Annotated in this window: 17 protein-coding genes; 15 read left to right on the forward strand and 2 right to left on the reverse strand. The window is 66.9% G+C overall.

The genetic code is table 11. From position 1 onward, the window contains the following. Positions 1-16 precede the first annotated feature (16 nt). From LG391_RS19365 to LG391_RS19385, 5 genes are all read left to right on the forward strand, one after another. On the forward strand, positions 17-448 hold the full coding sequence (locus LG391_RS19365) for a cytochrome c (RefSeq protein WP_225769816.1): 432 nt from the start codon (positions 17-19) through the stop codon (positions 446-448). Between the two features lie 24 nt (positions 449-472). Next, complete coding sequence (locus LG391_RS19370; protein ID WP_225769675.1) at positions 473-1,363, forward strand: hypothetical protein; 891 nt, start codon at positions 473-475, stop codon at positions 1,361-1,363. 250 nt (positions 1,364-1,613) lie between these two features. Continuing rightward, positions 1,614-2,291, forward strand: a complete 678-nt coding sequence (locus LG391_RS19375) for an NrsF family protein (RefSeq protein WP_225769676.1) — start codon at positions 1,614-1,616, stop codon at positions 2,289-2,291. A 119-nt stretch (positions 2,292-2,410) separates the two neighbouring features. Beyond that, positions 2,411-2,818, forward strand: a complete 408-nt coding sequence (locus LG391_RS19380; RefSeq protein WP_225769677.1) for a DUF305 domain-containing protein — start codon at positions 2,411-2,413, stop codon at positions 2,816-2,818. 185 nt (positions 2,819-3,003) lie between these two features. Then, entirely contained in the window at positions 3,004-3,972 is a 969-nt protein-coding gene (locus LG391_RS19385; RefSeq protein ID WP_225769678.1) for a GDP-L-fucose synthase, read from the forward strand. A 100-nt stretch (positions 3,973-4,072) separates the two neighbouring features. Here the strand turns inward: LG391_RS19385 and LG391_RS19390 are convergent, their stop codons facing one another. Beyond that, positions 4,073-4,627, reverse strand: coding sequence for a M23 family metallopeptidase (locus LG391_RS19390; protein WP_225769679.1), 555 nt, complete (start codon positions 4,625-4,627; stop codon positions 4,073-4,075). A gap of 142 nt (positions 4,628-4,769) precedes the next feature. Next, positions 4,770-5,930 carry a L,D-transpeptidase family protein gene (locus LG391_RS19395; protein WP_225769680.1) on the reverse strand — a complete coding sequence of 387 codons (1,161 nt, stop codon included), beginning with the start codon at positions 5,928-5,930 and terminating at the stop codon, positions 4,770-4,772. A 253-nt stretch (positions 5,931-6,183) separates the two neighbouring features. Here LG391_RS19395 and LG391_RS19400 point away from each other — a divergent pair, with 253 nt between their 5' ends. The 10 genes from LG391_RS19400 (at position 6,184) to LG391_RS19445 (ending at position 16,976) form a co-directional block, all read left to right on the forward strand. Next, positions 6,184-6,543 (forward strand): hypothetical protein, encoded by a 360-nt coding sequence (locus LG391_RS19400; protein WP_225769681.1) that lies wholly within the window; start codon positions 6,184-6,186, stop codon positions 6,541-6,543. Between the two features lie 98 nt (positions 6,544-6,641). Beyond that, positions 6,642-7,592: a hypothetical protein gene (locus LG391_RS19405; RefSeq protein ID WP_225769682.1), complete on the forward strand. Its 951-nt coding sequence runs from the start codon at positions 6,642-6,644 to the stop codon at positions 7,590-7,592. A gap of 5 nt (positions 7,593-7,597) precedes the next feature. Continuing rightward, the gene (locus LG391_RS19410; protein WP_225769683.1) at positions 7,598-8,353 is read left to right on the forward strand and encodes a hypothetical protein; all 756 of its coding nucleotides are present in this window, start codon (positions 7,598-7,600) and stop codon (positions 8,351-8,353) included. After that, entirely contained in the window at positions 8,353-10,068 is a 1,716-nt protein-coding gene (locus tag LG391_RS19415; protein WP_225769684.1) for a penicillin-binding protein 2, read from the forward strand. The genes LG391_RS19410 and LG391_RS19415 overlap by 1 nt, the downstream gene beginning before the upstream one ends. Positions 10,069-10,201: 133 nt before the next feature. After that, positions 10,202-10,516, forward strand: coding sequence for a hypothetical protein (locus LG391_RS19420; RefSeq protein ID WP_225769685.1), 315 nt, complete (start codon positions 10,202-10,204; stop codon positions 10,514-10,516). 48 nt (positions 10,517-10,564) lie between these two features. After that, the gene (locus LG391_RS19425; RefSeq protein ID WP_225769686.1) at positions 10,565-12,238 is read left to right on the forward strand and encodes an efflux RND transporter periplasmic adaptor subunit; all 1,674 of its coding nucleotides are present in this window, start codon (positions 10,565-10,567) and stop codon (positions 12,236-12,238) included. After that, positions 12,235-15,399, forward strand: a complete 3,165-nt coding sequence (locus tag LG391_RS19430; protein ID WP_225769687.1) for an efflux RND transporter permease subunit — start codon at positions 12,235-12,237, stop codon at positions 15,397-15,399. The genes LG391_RS19425 and LG391_RS19430 overlap by 4 nt, the downstream gene beginning before the upstream one ends. 79 nt (positions 15,400-15,478) lie before the next feature. Then, positions 15,479-16,093, forward strand: a complete 615-nt coding sequence (locus LG391_RS19435) for a class I SAM-dependent methyltransferase (protein ID WP_225769688.1) — start codon at positions 15,479-15,481, stop codon at positions 16,091-16,093. 173 nt (positions 16,094-16,266) lie between these two features. After that, the gene (locus LG391_RS19440; RefSeq protein WP_225769689.1) at positions 16,267-16,449 is read left to right on the forward strand and encodes a hypothetical protein; all 183 of its coding nucleotides are present in this window, start codon (positions 16,267-16,269) and stop codon (positions 16,447-16,449) included. A gap of 164 nt (positions 16,450-16,613) precedes the next feature. Further along, positions 16,614-16,976 carry a hypothetical protein gene (locus LG391_RS19445; RefSeq protein ID WP_225769690.1) on the forward strand — a complete coding sequence of 121 codons (363 nt, stop codon included), beginning with the start codon at positions 16,614-16,616 and terminating at the stop codon, positions 16,974-16,976. Positions 16,977-16,991: the final 15 nt, after the last annotated feature.

Genomic DNA, 16,991 nt, shown 5'->3' on the forward strand with positions numbered 1-16,991 from the left:
ATTATCTGGGGTGGTGATGGTCCTGGGGGTCGCCGGTGCCGTGGCCGGCGGCGCCGGACTCTGGTGGCTCGGTACCCGCCCCCCGAGGATAGACCCCACCGACGCGCGTCAGGTCGCCGCCGGCGCAGCCTTCTACTCGCAGAATTGCGCGAGCTGCCACGGCGCCGATCTGCAGGGCCAGGCGAACTGGCGGGAACGGCTGCCGTCCGGACGACTGCCGGCGCCGCCGCACGACGAGAGCGGCCACACCTGGCATCATCCGGACGCTGTTCTGTTCGAGATCGTCAAGAACGGCTACGGCGAGCTCGCGCCGCCCGGCTACGAGACCGACATGCCTCGCTTCGTCGGAATCCTGAGCGATCAGGAGATCGCCGATGTCCTCGCCTTCATCAAGAGCAGGTGGCCGCGAGATGTCCAGATGCGCCAAAGCCGCGCCAACAGTCCCTAGGTGCGTTCAGCAGGGAGATGCCAGATGCTGAAGCAGCGACTGTCCACCGAGGTGTTGATCGAATTCCTGATGTCGCAACGCCTGGCCATCCACTATCGGACGACGGCGATCCAGCGGCTTTTCCCGGGCGCGGGCGGGATGGTCGCGGTGGTTTTTCACGCTTTCGCGCCGCCCCGGATGAGCCAAGTTTTGCGAGCCTTATTCCTGCTGGTGGTCGTTGTCGGCGTGATCGGGGTCGCGCGCCCGACCACCGGCATTGCGGAGGCGCACTACTTCTCCACTTTGAACCCGGGTGCGGCTCTGCCGGAGGATTGTGAACAACGCGTACGCCGCTCCTCATGGGAACCACGTCCGCTCAACTACGAAGCAAATCAAACACGTGGAAGAGGCGGCGTTGCGATTGATGGTGCCAGCGCCGATTTCAACCGGAAGTTCAGAGGCCGCGTGGACGGGAATTTCACAGGCACGACCGACGAGATCATTCGATGGGTTGCCTGCAAATGGGGGTTTGATGAAGATATCACGCGCGCCCGAGCGGTCCAGGAGAGCTCCTGGCGGCAGTCCAAGCTGGGCGACCGGTCCGACGATGCTCGGGTCTGCGCACGGATCGGCGAGGGTGCCCCATGCTGGCAGAGCTACGGGCTTCTGCAAGTAAAGGCGACCGTGCACGAGGGGACTTTCCCCTTGGCCCAACAGTCAACTCCGTTCAACGCAGACTATGCCTTGGGATGGCTCCGCGCTTGCTACGAAGGCGCTTTCAGCCACTGGCTTGGCGACGACTACGGCCCGGGTGACGAATGGGGCTGCATCGGGGCTTGGTACTCTGGCAAATGGTACGATGACGCTGCCGTCGATTACATAGGTCACGTTAAGGCATATTCGGCCGCGCGCGCGTGGAAGGAGCCGCACTTTTGAACGGATTCCGACCGCGGGCGCTGCGCCGTCCTGTCCACCCATATCGTGCCGACGGAGCTCAGCACGCGGGCTTGGCTGGTCGACAGCGATCGGGACGATGGCCGTTGTTCCCGATCGGGGTGTCCATGCTCCGGCTGGCGGTCGAGTTCGCCAGTGTCCTCACATTCGTGAGAGCCGGCGGCCGGCCGCTGCGCGGGCGCGGCAAAGTCGTGCCAAGGCGGCACAGACGCCATCGGCAGGGAGATTCCAGATGCTGAAGCGGCAATTGTCCACCGAGGAGCTCATCGAGATCCTGGTGTCGCAGAACCGGGCCATCCCGTCTCGGACGATGGCGATTCAGGGGCTTCTCCTCGGCCTTGGCGGGATGGCTGCGGTCTATTTCATCCTTTCGCTGGGCCCCGCCCGTACAGATCTGCGCATGTTGACGGCGGACCCGCCGTTCCTGATCCCGGTCGCCACATCCGCGCTCATCTGGCTCACCGGCGTCGCCGCGCTTTTTTTCCTGCGGGCGCCACAAGGCTCCGGGCGATGGCTATTGTTGCCGATCGGCGCCACCGTGTTGTGGCTGGCCGTCGAAATCGCCGGCGTCATCGCGGACCTGTCGTCCGATGGCAGCGCCGCCTTCGCCTTTGCCAGCAGCCCCGAATGTCCGCTCGCGATCATCGGTCTGGGCGCCGCGGCCCTTCTGGCGCTCCTATTCTTCGTCCGTGATGCCGTGCGCCTGTGGAAGGTCCCGGCGATCGGCGTTGCAGCGGCCGCCGCCGCCTCGCTTCCTGCGAGCCTCCTCAATTTGTTCCATTCCCTCGACACCGCCGCGATGGTCCTCCTCTGGCACGGTGTGACGGTCGGAACGATGACGGCCACAGTGATGCTCGTCGCCCGTCGGCGGTTCCGCCGGCCGATCGCGGATGGAAGGGTTTCCCCGTGAGGGCGGCGGACAAGGCCAGCCGGTCTCGCGGGCCGCCCGAAGCGCGATTTCGGTCCCGAAGAGAAACTCGGCCGAACCAGCGTCTCAGCAGCAACGTCCACCACAACAGGAGTCGAATTATGGCACGCCTCGCAGTTCCCACCGTGCTCGTCGCCGCCTTGGCGATCAGCAGCTGGGCCGTCGTTCAGCTTGCGGAGCCCCGGGCCTCGAGCGCCCAGAGCATGGATCACTCCACAATGCCCGGTATGTCGTCCGGCTCGGGGATGATGGATAGCCCCGCTTCGAAGGCCATGATGGAGGCGATGGGCCGGATGCAGACCAGCATGTCCGGGGCGATGACCGGGAATCCGGATGTCGATTTCGCCCAGGGCATGATCCCCCATCACCAGGGAGCGATCGACATGGCCAGGATCGAGCTGCAATACGGCACCGATCCGGAGCTCAAGAAGCTCGCCGGAGAGATCGTCGCCGCCCAGGAGAAGGAGATCGCCTTCCTCAAGGATTGGCTTGCCAAGCGCGGCAAGTGACGAAGTAACCCGACCTGAGGCCGGGCTCGTCATCCGGCAGCCGTCGGATCTTCGCCGGCCGCTGCCGGAAGCGGCGAGCGTCTCCGACACCCCGGACGCATCGGCGTCCGGCGGTTCGGGGTGCGTGGCCAGGTTGGACGGACACCGAAAAGCTGAAACATCGTCGACGAGAAAGGATTCTTCCTATGGCGGCCACACCCTACCGACTCTCCGGCAAGCGGGTCTTCGTCGCCGGCCATCGCGGCATGGTGGGCTCGGCCATCATGCGCAGGCTGTCGGGTGAGGACTGCGAGTTGCTGACCGCGGGACGAGAAGAGGTCGATCTCCGGCGGCAGGAGCAGGTCGAGGACTGGCTCGCCACCAGTCGGCCGAACCTGGTCTTCATGGCAGCGGCGACGGTCGGCGGGATTTTCGCCAATGACACGCGTCCAGCCGACTTTCTCTACGACAACCTTGCGATCGAGACGAACATCATCCACGCCGCGCACAAGGCCGGCGTGGAGAAGCTCGTGTTCCTGGGCTCTTCCTGCATCTATCCCCGGGATGCGGACCAGCCGATGACCGAAGCAGCGTTGCTGACCGGACCGCTCGAGCCCACGAACCAGTGGTATGCCGTCGCCAAGATCGCGGGGATCAAGCTGTGCCAAGCCTATCGGCGCCAGTACGGCGTAGACTTCATCTCGGTCATGCCGACCAACCTCTATGGTCCGCACGACAATTTCGATCTCAATGCCTCCCACGTCGTACCCGCCCTGATGCGCAAGGCGCATGAGGCCAAGCTGAAGGGAGATTCGACTTTGGTGGTTTGGGGCAGCGGTCTGCCCCGGCGGGAATTCATGCACGTCGATGATCTGGCCGATGCCTGCGTCCATCTCGCGGCGGTGTATTCCGGTGAAGAGTACGTGAATGTCGGAGTGGGGCGGGATCTGAGCATCCGCGAATTGGCCGAACTGATCTGCGAAGTCGTCGGCTTCCGGGGGATGCTCGTCTTCGATGCATCTCGCCCGGACGGCACGCGGCGCAAGCTGCTCGACGTATCACGGCTCACGGGGCTCGGCTGGAGGGCCCGCATCGGACTCGAAGAGGGCCTGGCTGCGACCTATCGATGGTATTTGGAATCAGCGCCGCGGCTTGCCGGCACGGTTTCCGAGTAGCAGCGCGAGCTCGCGGCGCTGCCTGCTCGGCTCGCAGCCGGATTCCGAGGGTAGTTGCACGCCGGCCGGCGCTGATACCGACGGTGACGCTGCAGGAGCGTTACCGTTGCGCGAGCTGGCGGTCCGCTGCTACCGGCCCGAATGCGAGCTGCGGGTCGACCGGCTTGCTATCCTTCATCAGTTCGAAGTGCAGATGAGTCCCGGTTGCCCGCCCCGAGCGGCCGACATAGCCGATCGTCTGCCCTTGCTTGACCTGCAGGCCAGGCCGGATCCCAGGTGCGAAATCCTTCAGGTGAGCATAGAGGGTCTTCGCCGCTGAATGTTCGATTACGATGTGGCGGCCGTACCCGGAGTCGGTTGCGACGATCTCCACCAGACCACTCGCGGCTGCGATGACCGGGGTGCCCATCGGTGCCCGGAAGTCGATGCCGGTGTGCATCCGGCCATGCCTCTGCCCGAACGGCGAGCCGATCCCGGTGGCGCGCACCGGCACAATGAAGCTGTCCAGCCCCGGCGTGGCCGGCGGTCTGGACGAGACCGACTGCGGCGTCGTGCCCTTTGACGATCCCGTCACCGGCGGCGCGGCCGCGGCACCGCACGCAGCCAGACCGACCGATGCGATCACCAGGACAAGGGCATGACGCGTTCTCTTCATCTTCGGGATGATTCCGATGTGTGAATGGGGGGCGGCGAAGGTCAGTGCGGGTCGAGGGAACCGCGCAGCGGAAAAGGCCTATGCGCTTTCCGAGAACGGAAGCGCGCCGCGACGGTCGTCGCGGCCGTGCCAGCGGTTCAGGTCAATCCAGTCCGTAGACGTCCCGGCCGTAGCGGATTCCGCCGAGTTCGTCCGGATAGGCGGTGTAGTAGGCCATCTGGACGGTCACCGGTGTCGGGACGCGGGCAAAGCTCGTCTTCCCTGCATTGATACGCGCCTGGACCTCTTCGGTCGTCGTGTCCAGGACCCAGGCTGCGAACTCGAGATACCGTTCGACGCGAACGCAGCCGTTGGACAGCGCGCGGCTGTCTCGGGTGAACAGCGCCTTCTTGGGTGTGTCGTGCAGGTAGATCGACCGCGTGTTGTCGAGCTCGAATTTCAGAAGGCCGAGAGCATTGTCGTCCCCCGGTGGCTGCCAGAAGCGCAGGCCGTCATAGCCGATCGAATAGGGGGAAATATCGGCGACGTCGTAAAGCGTGTTTTCCGGACCTTTGACTTTGACGCCGATGCGACGCACCTCGTCATATCGTCCGGCCAGCAGGAGTTTCCGATACTTTTCGGTCAATCCGGACGGAACGGTCCAGTCCGGATTGTACTTCACGGCCGTCAGCCGCGACGTCATTCGGGGCGTCTGCGTCTCCGGAGTTCCGACGATGACGCGCGAACGCATCACCTCCTTGCCGTTTTCGAACGCGATCACCTCCGCCAAGGGGATGTTGACCAGGATCGACTTGCCCTCCGCCGGCGGAGGGCTGTACCGGGCCAACGTCCTGACAATCGCGGACCGCGCATCATCCGGCCCGAAGTTCAGCGCCCACATCGTCGACCGCCCGACCACTCCGTCGTCACCCAATCCCCAGGCGCGCTGGAACGTCTTCACGTTCTCCTCCAACTGGGGGTCGTAGACCTGCTCGGACGGCGCGGGCGGCGTCGCCTCGGTCACCGCCGAGGCACTGGCATCTCCGACGGAATAGGCCGCTGGGCCGGGCGTTCCGTCTCCCAACGCCGCGAGTCGCGCTTTGAGCAACGGAACGCGCGCATCGATGTCGCCTGGTTTCAACGACGTACCCGAGATATCCGCCACCGGGTTGCCTGCGACTTGGCCATCGAGCTCGCCAAGTGCTTGGGAGAGCCGGGAATATACCGGATCGACGATCGGCGCGGTGGCCGAATGAGTTGTCGCCCATGCAGCGGTCGAGACGCTCAGCGCAAGCGCACAAACAGACGCGGCCTTCAATATCACTCGCCCCTCCTCACGCTGAGCCTTCGCTCGCAGTATGATCGATAGATCGACCTTCCACCGACCGGAAGGTCAAGCTTGCGGCACCGCTGCGCCGTCTTGTCGCTGCTCCGCATCAAGGAACGTCCCTCCGCGTTTGCAAATGACTTTGTCGTTGCTTCTCAACGCCCAACGTCTATCTTTTCAGACACGGCTTTCGATGCCGTGAGGGGACCGGGCAGCCACCACCGCAGCGAGTTTGGAAATCCCTGCAGCCATGATGCGATGCAAGTTGTCCTGGCGCCTCAAGCGGCTGCTGTCGACGCTTCTCGCGGTGCTGGTGCTCGTGACTGCGCTTCACAATTTCGGAGTGCCCGCTGACACGGCGCACGGAGCGGAGTTCGTTGCCGCCGCCGACGGTGACGGGTCGAACCGGGACGACGTCAGGGGACAGCAGGGCGTCGGGCACCATGTCTTCTCGGAAAAACACGTTCACCCCGTCGGCCTAATCACCTCGGCCGAGCATGATCATGTGCTGTCCGCCTTCAGCTTGAGCTGGCCGGACACCAGCGACGGCCTGTCGGAAATGCCGGCAGGGGAGCTGCATCGTCCACCGCGCGAGAGCCGCGTCCGCTGATGCGCGAAGCGCGTCTGCGACGATGGCCGCGGGTCGCTCTATAAACAGTCCTGATCCGAGGTTTCGGCAGTCCGCTTCGCGCTGACGAAGAGGCCGGCATGCGCCGGCCGTGGCTCAGCTCAATCGAAACGGACGATGACATGCTCATGCAATCCTGGCGCGCTCGGCGCGCCATCAAGAACAATTTCGCCAAGGTCGGATACTTCCCCGACGCCGAGGGCTGGCGGGAAATCAAGCTCGGGATCGAGCGCGATCTGCAGGCCCGCCGCCTGCGCCCCAATGTCCGGGTGCCTCCCAGGCGCGACCTGCTTCGCTATCTGAGCACGCTGCGGCGAGAAACCGGCTCGCTAATCAAGGCGCTGGACGCGGCGCTCTATGCGGGATCCTGGACGTCCAGCGGCGGCTCCTTCCGCCTCGCCGACATGATCGGACTCGACCTTGCCGCGCTGGTCGGTGCCTGGCTCCGGGTCAACGGAAGCGTCCGCTTCCTGGAGGTCGGCGGCGGCTGGGCTGGGTTCCGATCACGCCCCGGCCGGGATGCGCTCATCGACGACATCGCCGGGCTCGCCTCCGCCCATCCGAGAAGCCTCGACCGGTCACTGCATCTTCACTTCACCAATCTGACCCGGTGGCACAACGATCTGCCCGCCGGCGTCAGGGAGCATCCTTTCGTCACGGCGGCCGGAATCCTCGCGGTCGAGCAGGATGGCGTGCCGCGCGGGAACGTGGACATCATCTACTCGCAGGCGGCCGCCTATTTCGAAAGGGACGCGCAAGCATTCCTTTGTGGCGCGGCGACCCTCCTGAGGCCGGCCGGGCTCCTCGTGTTCAATCACAGGGAGGAGATCGCCGACGACGTCCTTCGGGCCTCTCGGGCCTGCGGTCTCGACCTTCAGTCACATCGAGACCTCGGAGGCATGAACGGCAGAGTCGCCTGTCTCGTCAAGGGTGCCGCCCTCTCGAAGACCGCCATGACGGTGCAGGCGGACGACGGGGAGGCATCCTCCGGCCCCGACCACCGTCGCCTGAAGATCCGTGCCCGCCGGTGATCGCCATGAATCGCCGTCTCTTCATGTCCGCGGCGGCCGCCGGGCTGCTGTTCTCGGTCCGGTGCGTCGCTGCGCAGGAGGCGATCCAACTGGCGGTGCTCGATCGCGCCGCGGCGACCCGATCGTTTCTCGACGATCGGCGCCGGCGGGAAGACGCGATCCCCACAAGCGCGGAGGAAGTCGCGGAGATCCTCGGGCGCGGCCTCTCGCCGGTCGAGCAGCGCATCATGGCCTTCGAGCTCGTCCGAGGATTCCCCTATCGCCTCAGCCGATGGGATCCGAGCCAGCCGGACGGGCTGTTCGCCCTGGGCGCTGGAGATTGCCGGCACAAGGCCGCTGCGCTGCGCCGGCTGTTCCGGATCTGGGGCTATCCGGCCCAGCCGGTCCAGGTCGTTTTCGACTGGAGGGATCTGCCGATCCCGGATTCGATTCTCGCGCTGCTCGGCGAAACACGAAGCTTCCATCAATCCGTGGAGGTCGGCCTCGACGGACGCAGCATCATCGTCGACGCGACCTGGGATCCCTTCCTCGGGACACAGGGATTTCCCGTGCTGTCCGCATGGGACGGCCGCGGCGCGACGCTCCAGTTGACGAAGGCCGCGACCGAGGTGATCCGGCCAAGCGCCTATGCCAGCTTCGGAGAACTGTTCCAGCGGTATGGCATCGCCTGGCCGAGCCGGGAGAAGACGCTCGCCTTCAATCGGGCCCTCAACGCGTGGCTCGATGGGCTGCGCGGCGAGGGCAGGGAGGGGAGGACCTGATGGTGCAGGACATCGGAGCCTCTCAGGCGCGGCCTGTAAACATGAAGCAGGCCAGGAAGCGTCTCGCCGTTCTGACGCTGCTGTCTCTCGCCGCTTTCGTCGTGGTCTCCGTCCGCCTGATCTGGGTCATGGGGCCGGCGCAGAGCCGCGGGGACGCGCACGGGTTTGAGATGATCGAGGCGACACCTCAGCGGCCGGAGATCCGCGACCGCAACGGAGTCCTGCTCGCGGTCAATGTCGATATCCCGTCGATCTATGCGGATCCGCAGATCATCCCCGATCCGGAGGAGGCGGCGAAGCTGCTGGCCCGGGTGCTTCCGGGGCTCGATCCCATTGAGATCCGCAGGCGCATCGCGGCCGGCGGGCGGTTCCTATGGATCAAGCGACAGGTGGCGCCGGCCGTTCTGAAGGCGGTCAATGCCCTCGGGATCCCGGGGATCGACTATCGCATGGAGACGAAGCGGGTCTATCCCAGCGGCCGGATCGCGGCGCATGTGGTCGGGTACACGAGCGTGGATGATGCCGGCATCGCCGGCATCGAGGCCTATCTCGATCAACTGGTGCGGCAGACCGGCCCGGGCGGCACGGAGGCGGTGCGGCTGTCCCTCGATATCCGGGTGCAGGCCCTGCTGCATGCATCGCTTCTCCGCGCGATCGAGACGTATCAGGCCCGAGCGGCCGCCGGGCTGGTGCTCGACGTGACCAATGGCGAGGTCCTCGCGCTTGTTTCGCTGCCGGATTTCGACCCGAACACACCGGCTGAGGCCCTCGACCCCCAACGCATCAATAGAATCAACGTCGGCGTCTACGAGATGGGGTCGACCTTCAAGGCCCTCACCACGGCGATGGCGCTGGACTCTGGACTGTTCACGATAAACTCGTCTCTGGATGCGCGGGAGCCGTTGCGGTTCGGACGCTTCAGCATCAACGATTACCGGGGCGAGAAGCGCATCCTGACGCTTCCGGAGGCCTTTATCTACTCGTCGAACATCGCCATGGCCCGCATGGCTCTGGCAGTCGGCGCCGAGCGGCAGAAGGCGTTCCTGGGCCTGATGGGGCAGTTCGGGAAGCTGCGGACCGAACTGCCCGAGACGGCCCAGCCGATCGTCCCGGCGCAATGGGGGGAGGTCACGACGGCCACAGTGGCCTTCGGACACGGCATCGCCGTTGCGCCGCTGCAGGCGGCCATGGCAGTCGCGGCCCTGGTGAACGGCGGCGACCTGATTAGGCCGACCCTCATCGCAGGGGCGGAGGTCGGATCGAGGCTCGTCGCCCGTGGGGTGGTCACGCCCGAAACGGGCGAGGCCCTGCGATATCTGATGCGTCTCAATGCCGAGCGGGGCTCGGCCAAGAAGGCGGACGTCGCCGGCTACATGGTGGGCGGGAAGACGGGCACGGCCGAGAAGGTCGTGGACGGCCGATATGCCGGCAGCCGGTCGCTGACGGCCTTCATGGGCATCTCGCCGGCCGATGCGCCTCGCTACCTCTTCCTGACGATCCTCGATGAGCCGCAAAGCACTCCCGACTCCTACGGGTTCGCGACGGCGGGGTGGAACGCCGCGCCAGTGACCGGAAGGATCATGGCGGGCGCCCTTCCCATGCTTGGGGAGGTGCCGCGCTTTGGGTCGGTACCTCAAGCGTTTCCCACCATGGCAGCGCGCGGGGCGTGGGGCAGCGTGCCCGAGACCGGGAGGGATGCTGCCAAGCATCGGTGATCGACCGGTGCCGGCCTCTGCCAGGAGAACTCGGCCAACCGCCGGCCGGTCTTCACGGCGCCGTGTCAGAGGGTCACACCTGCCGGGACAGAACGAGGTTTGCGGCCGGCCGCCGATCGGGCATAAGGCGAAGATGCTCCGGGCCCTTCGCCTCATCGTCATGCTGCTGGCGCTCGTTGCCGTTTCGCTCGGCAGCGCGACGCTGCCCGGAAGCGCCGAGATGACGCCGCCATGCCCGATGTCGGGCATGGCCGACGAGATGCCGCAGGACGGCTGCCTGAAGGCATGCCCCATCGCCCTCTGCGCGCTGGCTCCCTTCACCCAGGCCGACGCCGGACTTCTTGCCGTGGTCCCTTCGCCGCGCCTCGCGGACGGGCCGGCCTGGGGCAGCATCCAAGCGATGACGGGCGGAGGCCCGCCTCCGCAGCACCGGCCTCCGATCTCCTGATCCGACGCTGAGCGCGCCTCCGCTGCGAAGCGGAGGCAACCGACCACGTTGGACCAATCATGCCGGCGCAGGACGCCGGCGGAGATCATCATGCGCAAACTACGCTATGGGCTCGGCGCCGCCGCGCTGGGACTGGCCGGCTTCGTGCTCGGCCTCTGGGTTCAGGGCGGCACCTCCCATCTCGTCGATCTCGGCTCTTCGGCCTTCGCAGCCGTCACGAGGACGGCGTCGGAGACGACGATGCGGGTCGCCAAGGAAGACGACCCGATCGTGTTCTGGCGCGACCCGATGGGCAATCCCGTCGTCTCGGCGGAACCGAAGAAGGACTCCATGGGCATGGACTACGTGCCCGTCCGGCGGTCCGAGGTCGCACCGCTGTTCCCGAAGATCGGGCAGGACGGCCAGACGCCGGCCGATGAGCGCCCGCTATTCTACCGCGATCCCATGGGCGGCACCGATACGTCGCCGGTCCCCCGGAAGGACGGGATGGGCATGGACTACCTGCCGGTCTACCCGTCGCAGGTCGCACCGGTGCTGCCGCCGCTCGGCGCGCGCAGCGAAGCCGCACCGGCCCCGGAAACCCCTGCAGCTTCGGCTGCAGGGGGAGGGCGCCGGATCCTCTACTACCGCAACCCGATGGGCCTTCCCGACACCTCGCCGGTGCCCAAGAAGGATTCGATGGGGATGGACTACACCCCCGTCTACGCCGACGAAACGGCCGACGACGGCAGCATCGGCATCAGCCCGGCTCGCCTCCAGACCATGGGGGTGCGGACCGCGCCGGCGTCCCGGCAGGTCATGACGCGGAGCATCCGCGCCATCGGCACCATCGCCACCGACGAGCGCCGGAGCGCGATGGTGACGCCCCGGGTCGAAGGCTGGATCGAACACCTCTACGTCAACGAGACCGGCCGCGGCGTGGCCGAGGGCGAGCCGCTGATGGAAGTCTACAGCCCGGACCTCCTGCGGGCCCAGTCCGACTATCTCCTGGCCGTCACCAGCGGCCGCTCCGGGGACCTCGAGGGCGGACGGTTTCGTCTGGTGAACCTCGGCCTCTCCGATCCGCAGATCGATCGCATCCGGGCCTCGGGGAGGATCCTCCGAACCATCCAGATCCCGGCGCCGATCGGCGGGACAGTGCTGTCCAAGACCGCCATCGAAGGCATGATGTTCCGCCCCGGAGATCCGCTGTTCCGCATCGCCGATCTCTCCACGGTCGTCGTCCTGATCGACGTCTTCGAACAGGATGTCGGCCTGCTGCGGCAGGGGCTGCCGGTGTCCGTCACCATCGCCGCCTATCCTGGAGAAACGTTCCAGGGCAGCGTCGACCGCATCTACCCGGCGCTGGAAACTGCGACGCGGACCGCCAAGGTCCGCATCACGCTGCCGAACCCGGACGGTCGCCTGCGCATCGGCATGCTGGCGACCGCCGAGGTCGCAGCGCCGACGTCCGGCGGGAACGAGGTCGTCTCGGTTCCGGCGGCTGCGGTGGTCGATAGCGGCGAGCGCCGGACCGTGTTCGTCGAGACCGGCGCCGGCCGGTTCAAGCCGGTCGAGGTTCGGACGGGAGCCCGCGCCGATGGCCGGGTCGAGATCCTCTCCGGCCTCTCCGGAACCGAGACGGTGGTGGACGGCGCCACCTTCCTGATCGATGCCGAGAGCAACATGCGCGCGGCGATTGCCGCGTTCGCGGCGGAGCCCGGGCAGGAGGCGTCGCGATGATCGCGCGCCTCGTCGCGTGGTCGAGCAAGAACGTCTTCCTCGTCCTGTTCGTGACGGCCTTCGTGGTCGGCGCCGGCGTCTGGGCCGTGCGCACCACGGCGCTCGACGCCATTCCCGATCTCTCCGACACCCAGGTCATCGTCTACACTGAGATGCCGGGCCAGTCGCCGCAGGTGGTCGAGGACCAGGTGACCTATCCGCTGACCACGGCGCTGCTCAGCGTTCCTCGCTCGAAGGTGGTCCGCGGCTTCTCGAATTTCGGGGTGTCCTTCATCTATGTGGTCTTCGAGGACGGCACGGATCTCTATTGGGCGCGCAGCCGCGTCCTCGAATACCTGAACGGCGTCGCCGCCAGGCTGCCGGCCGGGGTGACGCCGACGCTCGGTCCGGACGCCAGCGGCGTCGGCTGGGTCTACCAATACGTCCTGCAGAGCGACCGGGATCCCCTGGTCGAGCTCCGCTCGTTCCAGGATTGGGACCTGCGCTACCGGCTCGCCGCCACCGCAGGCGTGGCCGAGGTGGCGAGCGTCGGCGGCTATGTGCGGCAGTACCAGGTCGTGGCCGATCCGGCGCGCCTCCGCGGCTACGGCCTGACGCTGGCGGATGTCCGCGCGGCCATCGAAGCCAGCAACAGCGAGGTCGGCGGCCGGACCGTCGAGATGGCGGAGCGCGAGTTCATCCTGCGCGGCCGAGGCTATGTCCGTGGCACCGATGATCTGGAGAAGATCGTCCTGCGCGCCGCGAACGGCACGCCCGTGCTGCTGCGCGACGTCGCCCGGGTCGAGCTTGGCCCCGACGAACGGCGCGGCATCGCCGAGCTGAACGGCCAGGGCCAGGCGGTCAGCGGCATCGTCGTCCAGCGCGACGGCGAGAACGCCCTCGATGTCATCCAGCGGGTGAAGGACAAGATCGCCGCGGCCAAGGGCACGCTCCCGGAGGGCACGGTCATCACGCCGGTCTACGACCGGTCGGGGCTGATCGAGCGGGCGATCGAGACGCTGCGCGGCACGCTGATCGAGGAGAGCATCGTCGTCGCCGCGGTCTGCCTGATCTTCCTCCTGCATGTGCGCAGCGCGCTCGTCGCGATCCTCATGCTGCCGGTCGGGGTTCTGATCGCCTTCCTGATCATGCGGCTGCTCGGGATCGGCTCGAACATCATGAGCCTCGGCGGCATCGCGATCGCCATCGGCGCCATGGTCGACGCGGCGATCGTCATGATCGAGAACGCCCACAAGCAGCTCGAGCGATCGCCGGACGAGCCGAGGGTCCGGGTGCTGATCCGGGCGGCGAGCGAGGTCGGTCCGGCGCTGTTCTTCAGCCTGCTCGTCATCACCGTGTCGTTCCTGCCGGTGTTCACCCTGGAGGCGCAAGAGGGGCGGCTGTTCCGTCCGCTCGCCTTCACCAAGACCTTCGCCATGGCCGCGGCGGCCTTCCTGTCGGTGACGCTGGTGCCGGTGCTGATGATCCTGTTCGTGCGCGGCCGCATCCTCCCGGAGCACCGCAACCCGATCAACCGCCTGCTGATCGGGCTGTACCGGCCGGTCATCCGCCTCGTGCTGCGGTTCAAGCTGGTGACCATCGTCCTGGCGCTGGCGGTGATGGCCACGGCGATCGTGCCGATCCGGCGGCTCGGCAGCGAGTTCATGCCCAGCCTGAACGAGGGCGTCCTGATGTTCATGCCGGTCACGCTGCCCGGCATCTCGATCACCGCGGCGGAGCAGCTGCTGCAGACCCAGGACCGGATCCTGGCCGGCTTCCCCGAGGTCGCCTCCGCCTTCGGCAAGGCCGGGCGCGCGGCGACGGCGACCGACCCGGCGCCGATGGAGATGAGCGAGACCATCATCAACCTCAAGCCCGAAAGCGAATGGCGTCCCGGGCTGACGGTCGACGGCCTGATCGCGGAGATGAACCAGGCGGTGACGCTGCCCGGCGTCAGCAATGCCTGGACCATGCCGATCCGGGCCCGCACCGACATGCTGTCGACCGGCATCCGGACGCCGGTCGGCATCAAGGTCTACGGCCAGGACCTGAAGGAGATCGAGCGCATCGCCAAGGAGGTCGAGGCGGCCGTGAGGGCGGTGCCGGGCACGACCAGCGCCTTCGCCGAGCGGGTCACCGGCGCGTCCTATCTCGACATCGTGCCGGATCGTGACGCGCTCGCCCGCTACGGTCTTTCGATCGAGCAGTTCCAGGCCGCCGTCGGCTCGGCGCTCGGCGGCGAGACGGTGACCACCACGGTCGAGGGGCGCCGCCGCTTCACCGTCAACCTGCGCTACCCGCGGGATCTGCGGTCGGATCCGGTGGCGATCGCGTCGGAGGTGCTGGTGGAGGGCGCCGACGGCATGCAGGTGCCGCTCGGCAGCGTCGCCCGGATCACGACGACGCAGGGGCCTTCGACCATCCGGACGGAGAACGCGCAGCTTGCCGCCTATGTCTTCGTCGACATGCGCGGCCGCGACATCGGCGGCTACGTCGCCGATGCGCAGCGTGCGGTGGCGGAGAGGGTGAGCCTGCCGTCCGGCATGCATCTCGAATGGAGCGGCCAGTTCGAGTATCTGCAGCGCGCCGAGGCGCGCCTGTCGATCGTCGTGCCGGTGACGCTCGCGATCATCTTCGTGCTGCTGTACCTGAACTTCGGGCGCCTGACCGAGACCCTGATCGTCATGGCCTCGGTGCCGTTCTCCCTGGTCGGCGGCCTCTGGCTGATGGACTGGCTCGGCTTCAACATGAGCGTGCCGGTCGCGGTCGGCTTCATCGCGCTGGCCGGCGTCGCCGCCCAGACCGGCGTGGTCATGCTGATCTATCTCGACCAGGCGTTGCGGGAGATCCGCGAGCGGCGAGCCGCCTCGGGGCAGCCGGTGACGCGGGCCGATCTCCATGAGGCGATCGTCGAGGGTGCGGTCGAGCGTGTTCGGCCCAAGGCGATGACCGTCGCCGCGATCCTCGCCGGCCTGCTGCCGATCCTCTGGACCACCGGGACGGGCTCCGAGGTGATGCGCCGCATCGCCGTGCCGATGATCGGCGGCATGGGCTCGTCGGTCGTGCTGACGCTGGTCGTGATCCCGGCGGTCTATGCCTTCGTCAAAGGCTGGAGCTTGTCGAAGGCATCGCCCGAAGCCGCGGAAATCGGAGTACGGCCGATGGATGCGTCGAGGGTTTAGAATGGGGCTGGCCGGCGCGGGCTCGATGGGCTCGCCGCGCTGCGGCGTCATCCACATTGCCGAGGAGGAGTAGGGACCAATGGGCTTCTACCAGGACCACATCCTGCCGCACCTCGTCGACCTGGCGATGCGCAACGCACAGCTTGCGCCGTACCGCGAGCGCACCGCTGCCGCGGCCGAGGGCCAAGTGCTGGAGATCGGCATCGGCTCCGGGCTCAACCTGCCCCTCTACGGGCCGCAGGTGCGCGAGGTCCTCGGCCTCGAGCCGTCGCCACGGCTGATCGAGATGGCGCGAGGCGCAGCGAAGGAGGCGCGACCGCCCGTGACGTTCATCGAGGGCCTGGCCGAGGCGATCCCGCTGGACCGAGCCAGCGTCGACACCGTGGTGACGACCTGGACGCTCTGCACCATCCCCCAGGCGATCCCGGCGCTCGAGGAGATGCGCCGGGTGCTCAGGCCCGGCGGGCAGCTCCTGTTCGTCGAACATGGCCTGGCGCCCGAGGAAAGGGTGCGCTGGTGGCAGAACCGGCTGACACCCGTCTGGAGGCCCATCGCCGGCGGGTGTCATCTCAACCGGCCGATCAGGACGCTGATCGAGACCGCCGGCTTCACCATCACGGCGCTTGAAAACAGCTACGTGCCGAAGACCCCCCGGATGATGGGCTACCTCTATCAGGGCCGCGCCACGCCGTAGCGCGATACTGTCTCGCTGTCTTGCTGATCACCTGCCGCATCAGGCCTCAGAGGATCCGGTGCAGCGACGCGACAGATCTTGGTGACGAGGGCGGGCATATTGGTCGAGAATTGATCGATCGAAGCCAATGCACGCCATAGGCATAGTTTGGGCGCCGCGCCCAGGAGTGCCTGATGCCCCTCTACCTTTACAAGGGCACCACCGTCGATCCGCGGCATACGAGGCCGCGGCGGCGTCGGCACGTCCGGCCGGGAATCGCACGGGCTGCGTCTCGCTTCTTCTGGTTCTTTTGCGCCGTGATGGTGCTCGCCCTTCTGCTCGTCGACCTTCTCGTCGGTCTTCGGGCGGTCTCCTGAGATGCGAGGCCGGAGCACGGCGCAGGAGCGGGTGATCTTCGAATGCTGGCGCCTCGATCTGGTGGGATCCGTATGCTCGCGGGCTTCCGGCTCCTGCTCCACTTGGGCTGGGCCCTGGCGGAGGGACATTTGCCAAATCGAGCTGCGCCCACTATCTTTTCCGCATGAGATCGCTCCTCCTGCGCCGGCTGATCGGGCTTCTGGCCCTGTTGGTCTTCGCACTCGTTCTGCCACTGCAGGCGAGCATGGGGGCGACCATGGCCAGTTGCGCCGCGCCTCACGTCGCCATGAATTCGGATCATGGTGACGCGAAGTCGGGTTGCGGCAAGAGCGGCGCCCCGCTGAAAGCCACGATGGGCTCGATCTGCGTCAACGCGACCTGTGCGACCGTCGTTGCGTTTCCGGCGCTGGCGAGCGCTCCTCTCGAGCATGACCACGTCGCTCCGGCGTATCCGTCGACGCAGTTGCTGACCGGTCTTCTCACCGCCCCGGATCCGTTCCCACCTAGACCCACCGTCCGCGCCTGAGCCGCGACCCGTCTT

The organism is Inquilinus sp. Marseille-Q2685 (genome assembly GCF_916619195.1).
In the GTDB taxonomy this organism is placed as follows: domain Bacteria; phylum Pseudomonadota; class Alphaproteobacteria; order DSM-16000; family Inquilinaceae; genus Inquilinus.

Coding starts and splice junctions, on each gene's coding strand:
- LG391_RS19410 (WP_225769683.1), top strand. CDS start 7,598: ATGAATCGCCGTCTCTTCATGTCCGCGGCGGCCGCCGGGCTGCTGTTC.
- LG391_RS19385 (WP_225769678.1), top strand. CDS start 3,004: ATGGCGGCCACACCCTACCGACTCTCCGGCAAGCGGGTCTTCGTCGCC.
- LG391_RS19445 (WP_225769690.1), top strand. CDS start 16,614: ATGAGATCGCTCCTCCTGCGCCGGCTGATCGGGCTTCTGGCCCTGTTG.
- LG391_RS19415 (WP_225769684.1), top strand. CDS start 8,353: ATGGTGCAGGACATCGGAGCCTCTCAGGCGCGGCCTGTAAACATGAAG.
- LG391_RS19420 (WP_225769685.1), top strand. CDS start 10,202: ATGCTCCGGGCCCTTCGCCTCATCGTCATGCTGCTGGCGCTCGTTGCC.
- LG391_RS19435 (WP_225769688.1), top strand. CDS start 15,479: ATGGGCTTCTACCAGGACCACATCCTGCCGCACCTCGTCGACCTGGCG.
- LG391_RS19430 (WP_225769687.1), top strand. CDS start 12,235: ATGATCGCGCGCCTCGTCGCGTGGTCGAGCAAGAACGTCTTCCTCGTC.
- LG391_RS19365 (WP_225769816.1), top strand. CDS start 17: ATGGTCCTGGGGGTCGCCGGTGCCGTGGCCGGCGGCGCCGGACTCTGG.
- LG391_RS19440 (WP_225769689.1), top strand. CDS start 16,267: ATGCCCCTCTACCTTTACAAGGGCACCACCGTCGATCCGCGGCATACG.
- LG391_RS19370 (WP_225769675.1), top strand. CDS start 473: ATGCTGAAGCAGCGACTGTCCACCGAGGTGTTGATCGAATTCCTGATG.
- LG391_RS19405 (WP_225769682.1), top strand. CDS start 6,642: ATGCGCCGGCCGTGGCTCAGCTCAATCGAAACGGACGATGACATGCTC.
- LG391_RS19375 (WP_225769676.1), top strand. CDS start 1,614: ATGCTGAAGCGGCAATTGTCCACCGAGGAGCTCATCGAGATCCTGGTG.
- LG391_RS19400 (WP_225769681.1), top strand. CDS start 6,184: ATGATGCGATGCAAGTTGTCCTGGCGCCTCAAGCGGCTGCTGTCGACG.
- LG391_RS19390 (WP_225769679.1), bottom strand. CDS start 4,627: ATGAAGAGAACGCGTCATGCCCTTGTCCTGGTGATCGCATCGGTCGGT.
- LG391_RS19380 (WP_225769677.1), top strand. CDS start 2,411: ATGGCACGCCTCGCAGTTCCCACCGTGCTCGTCGCCGCCTTGGCGATC.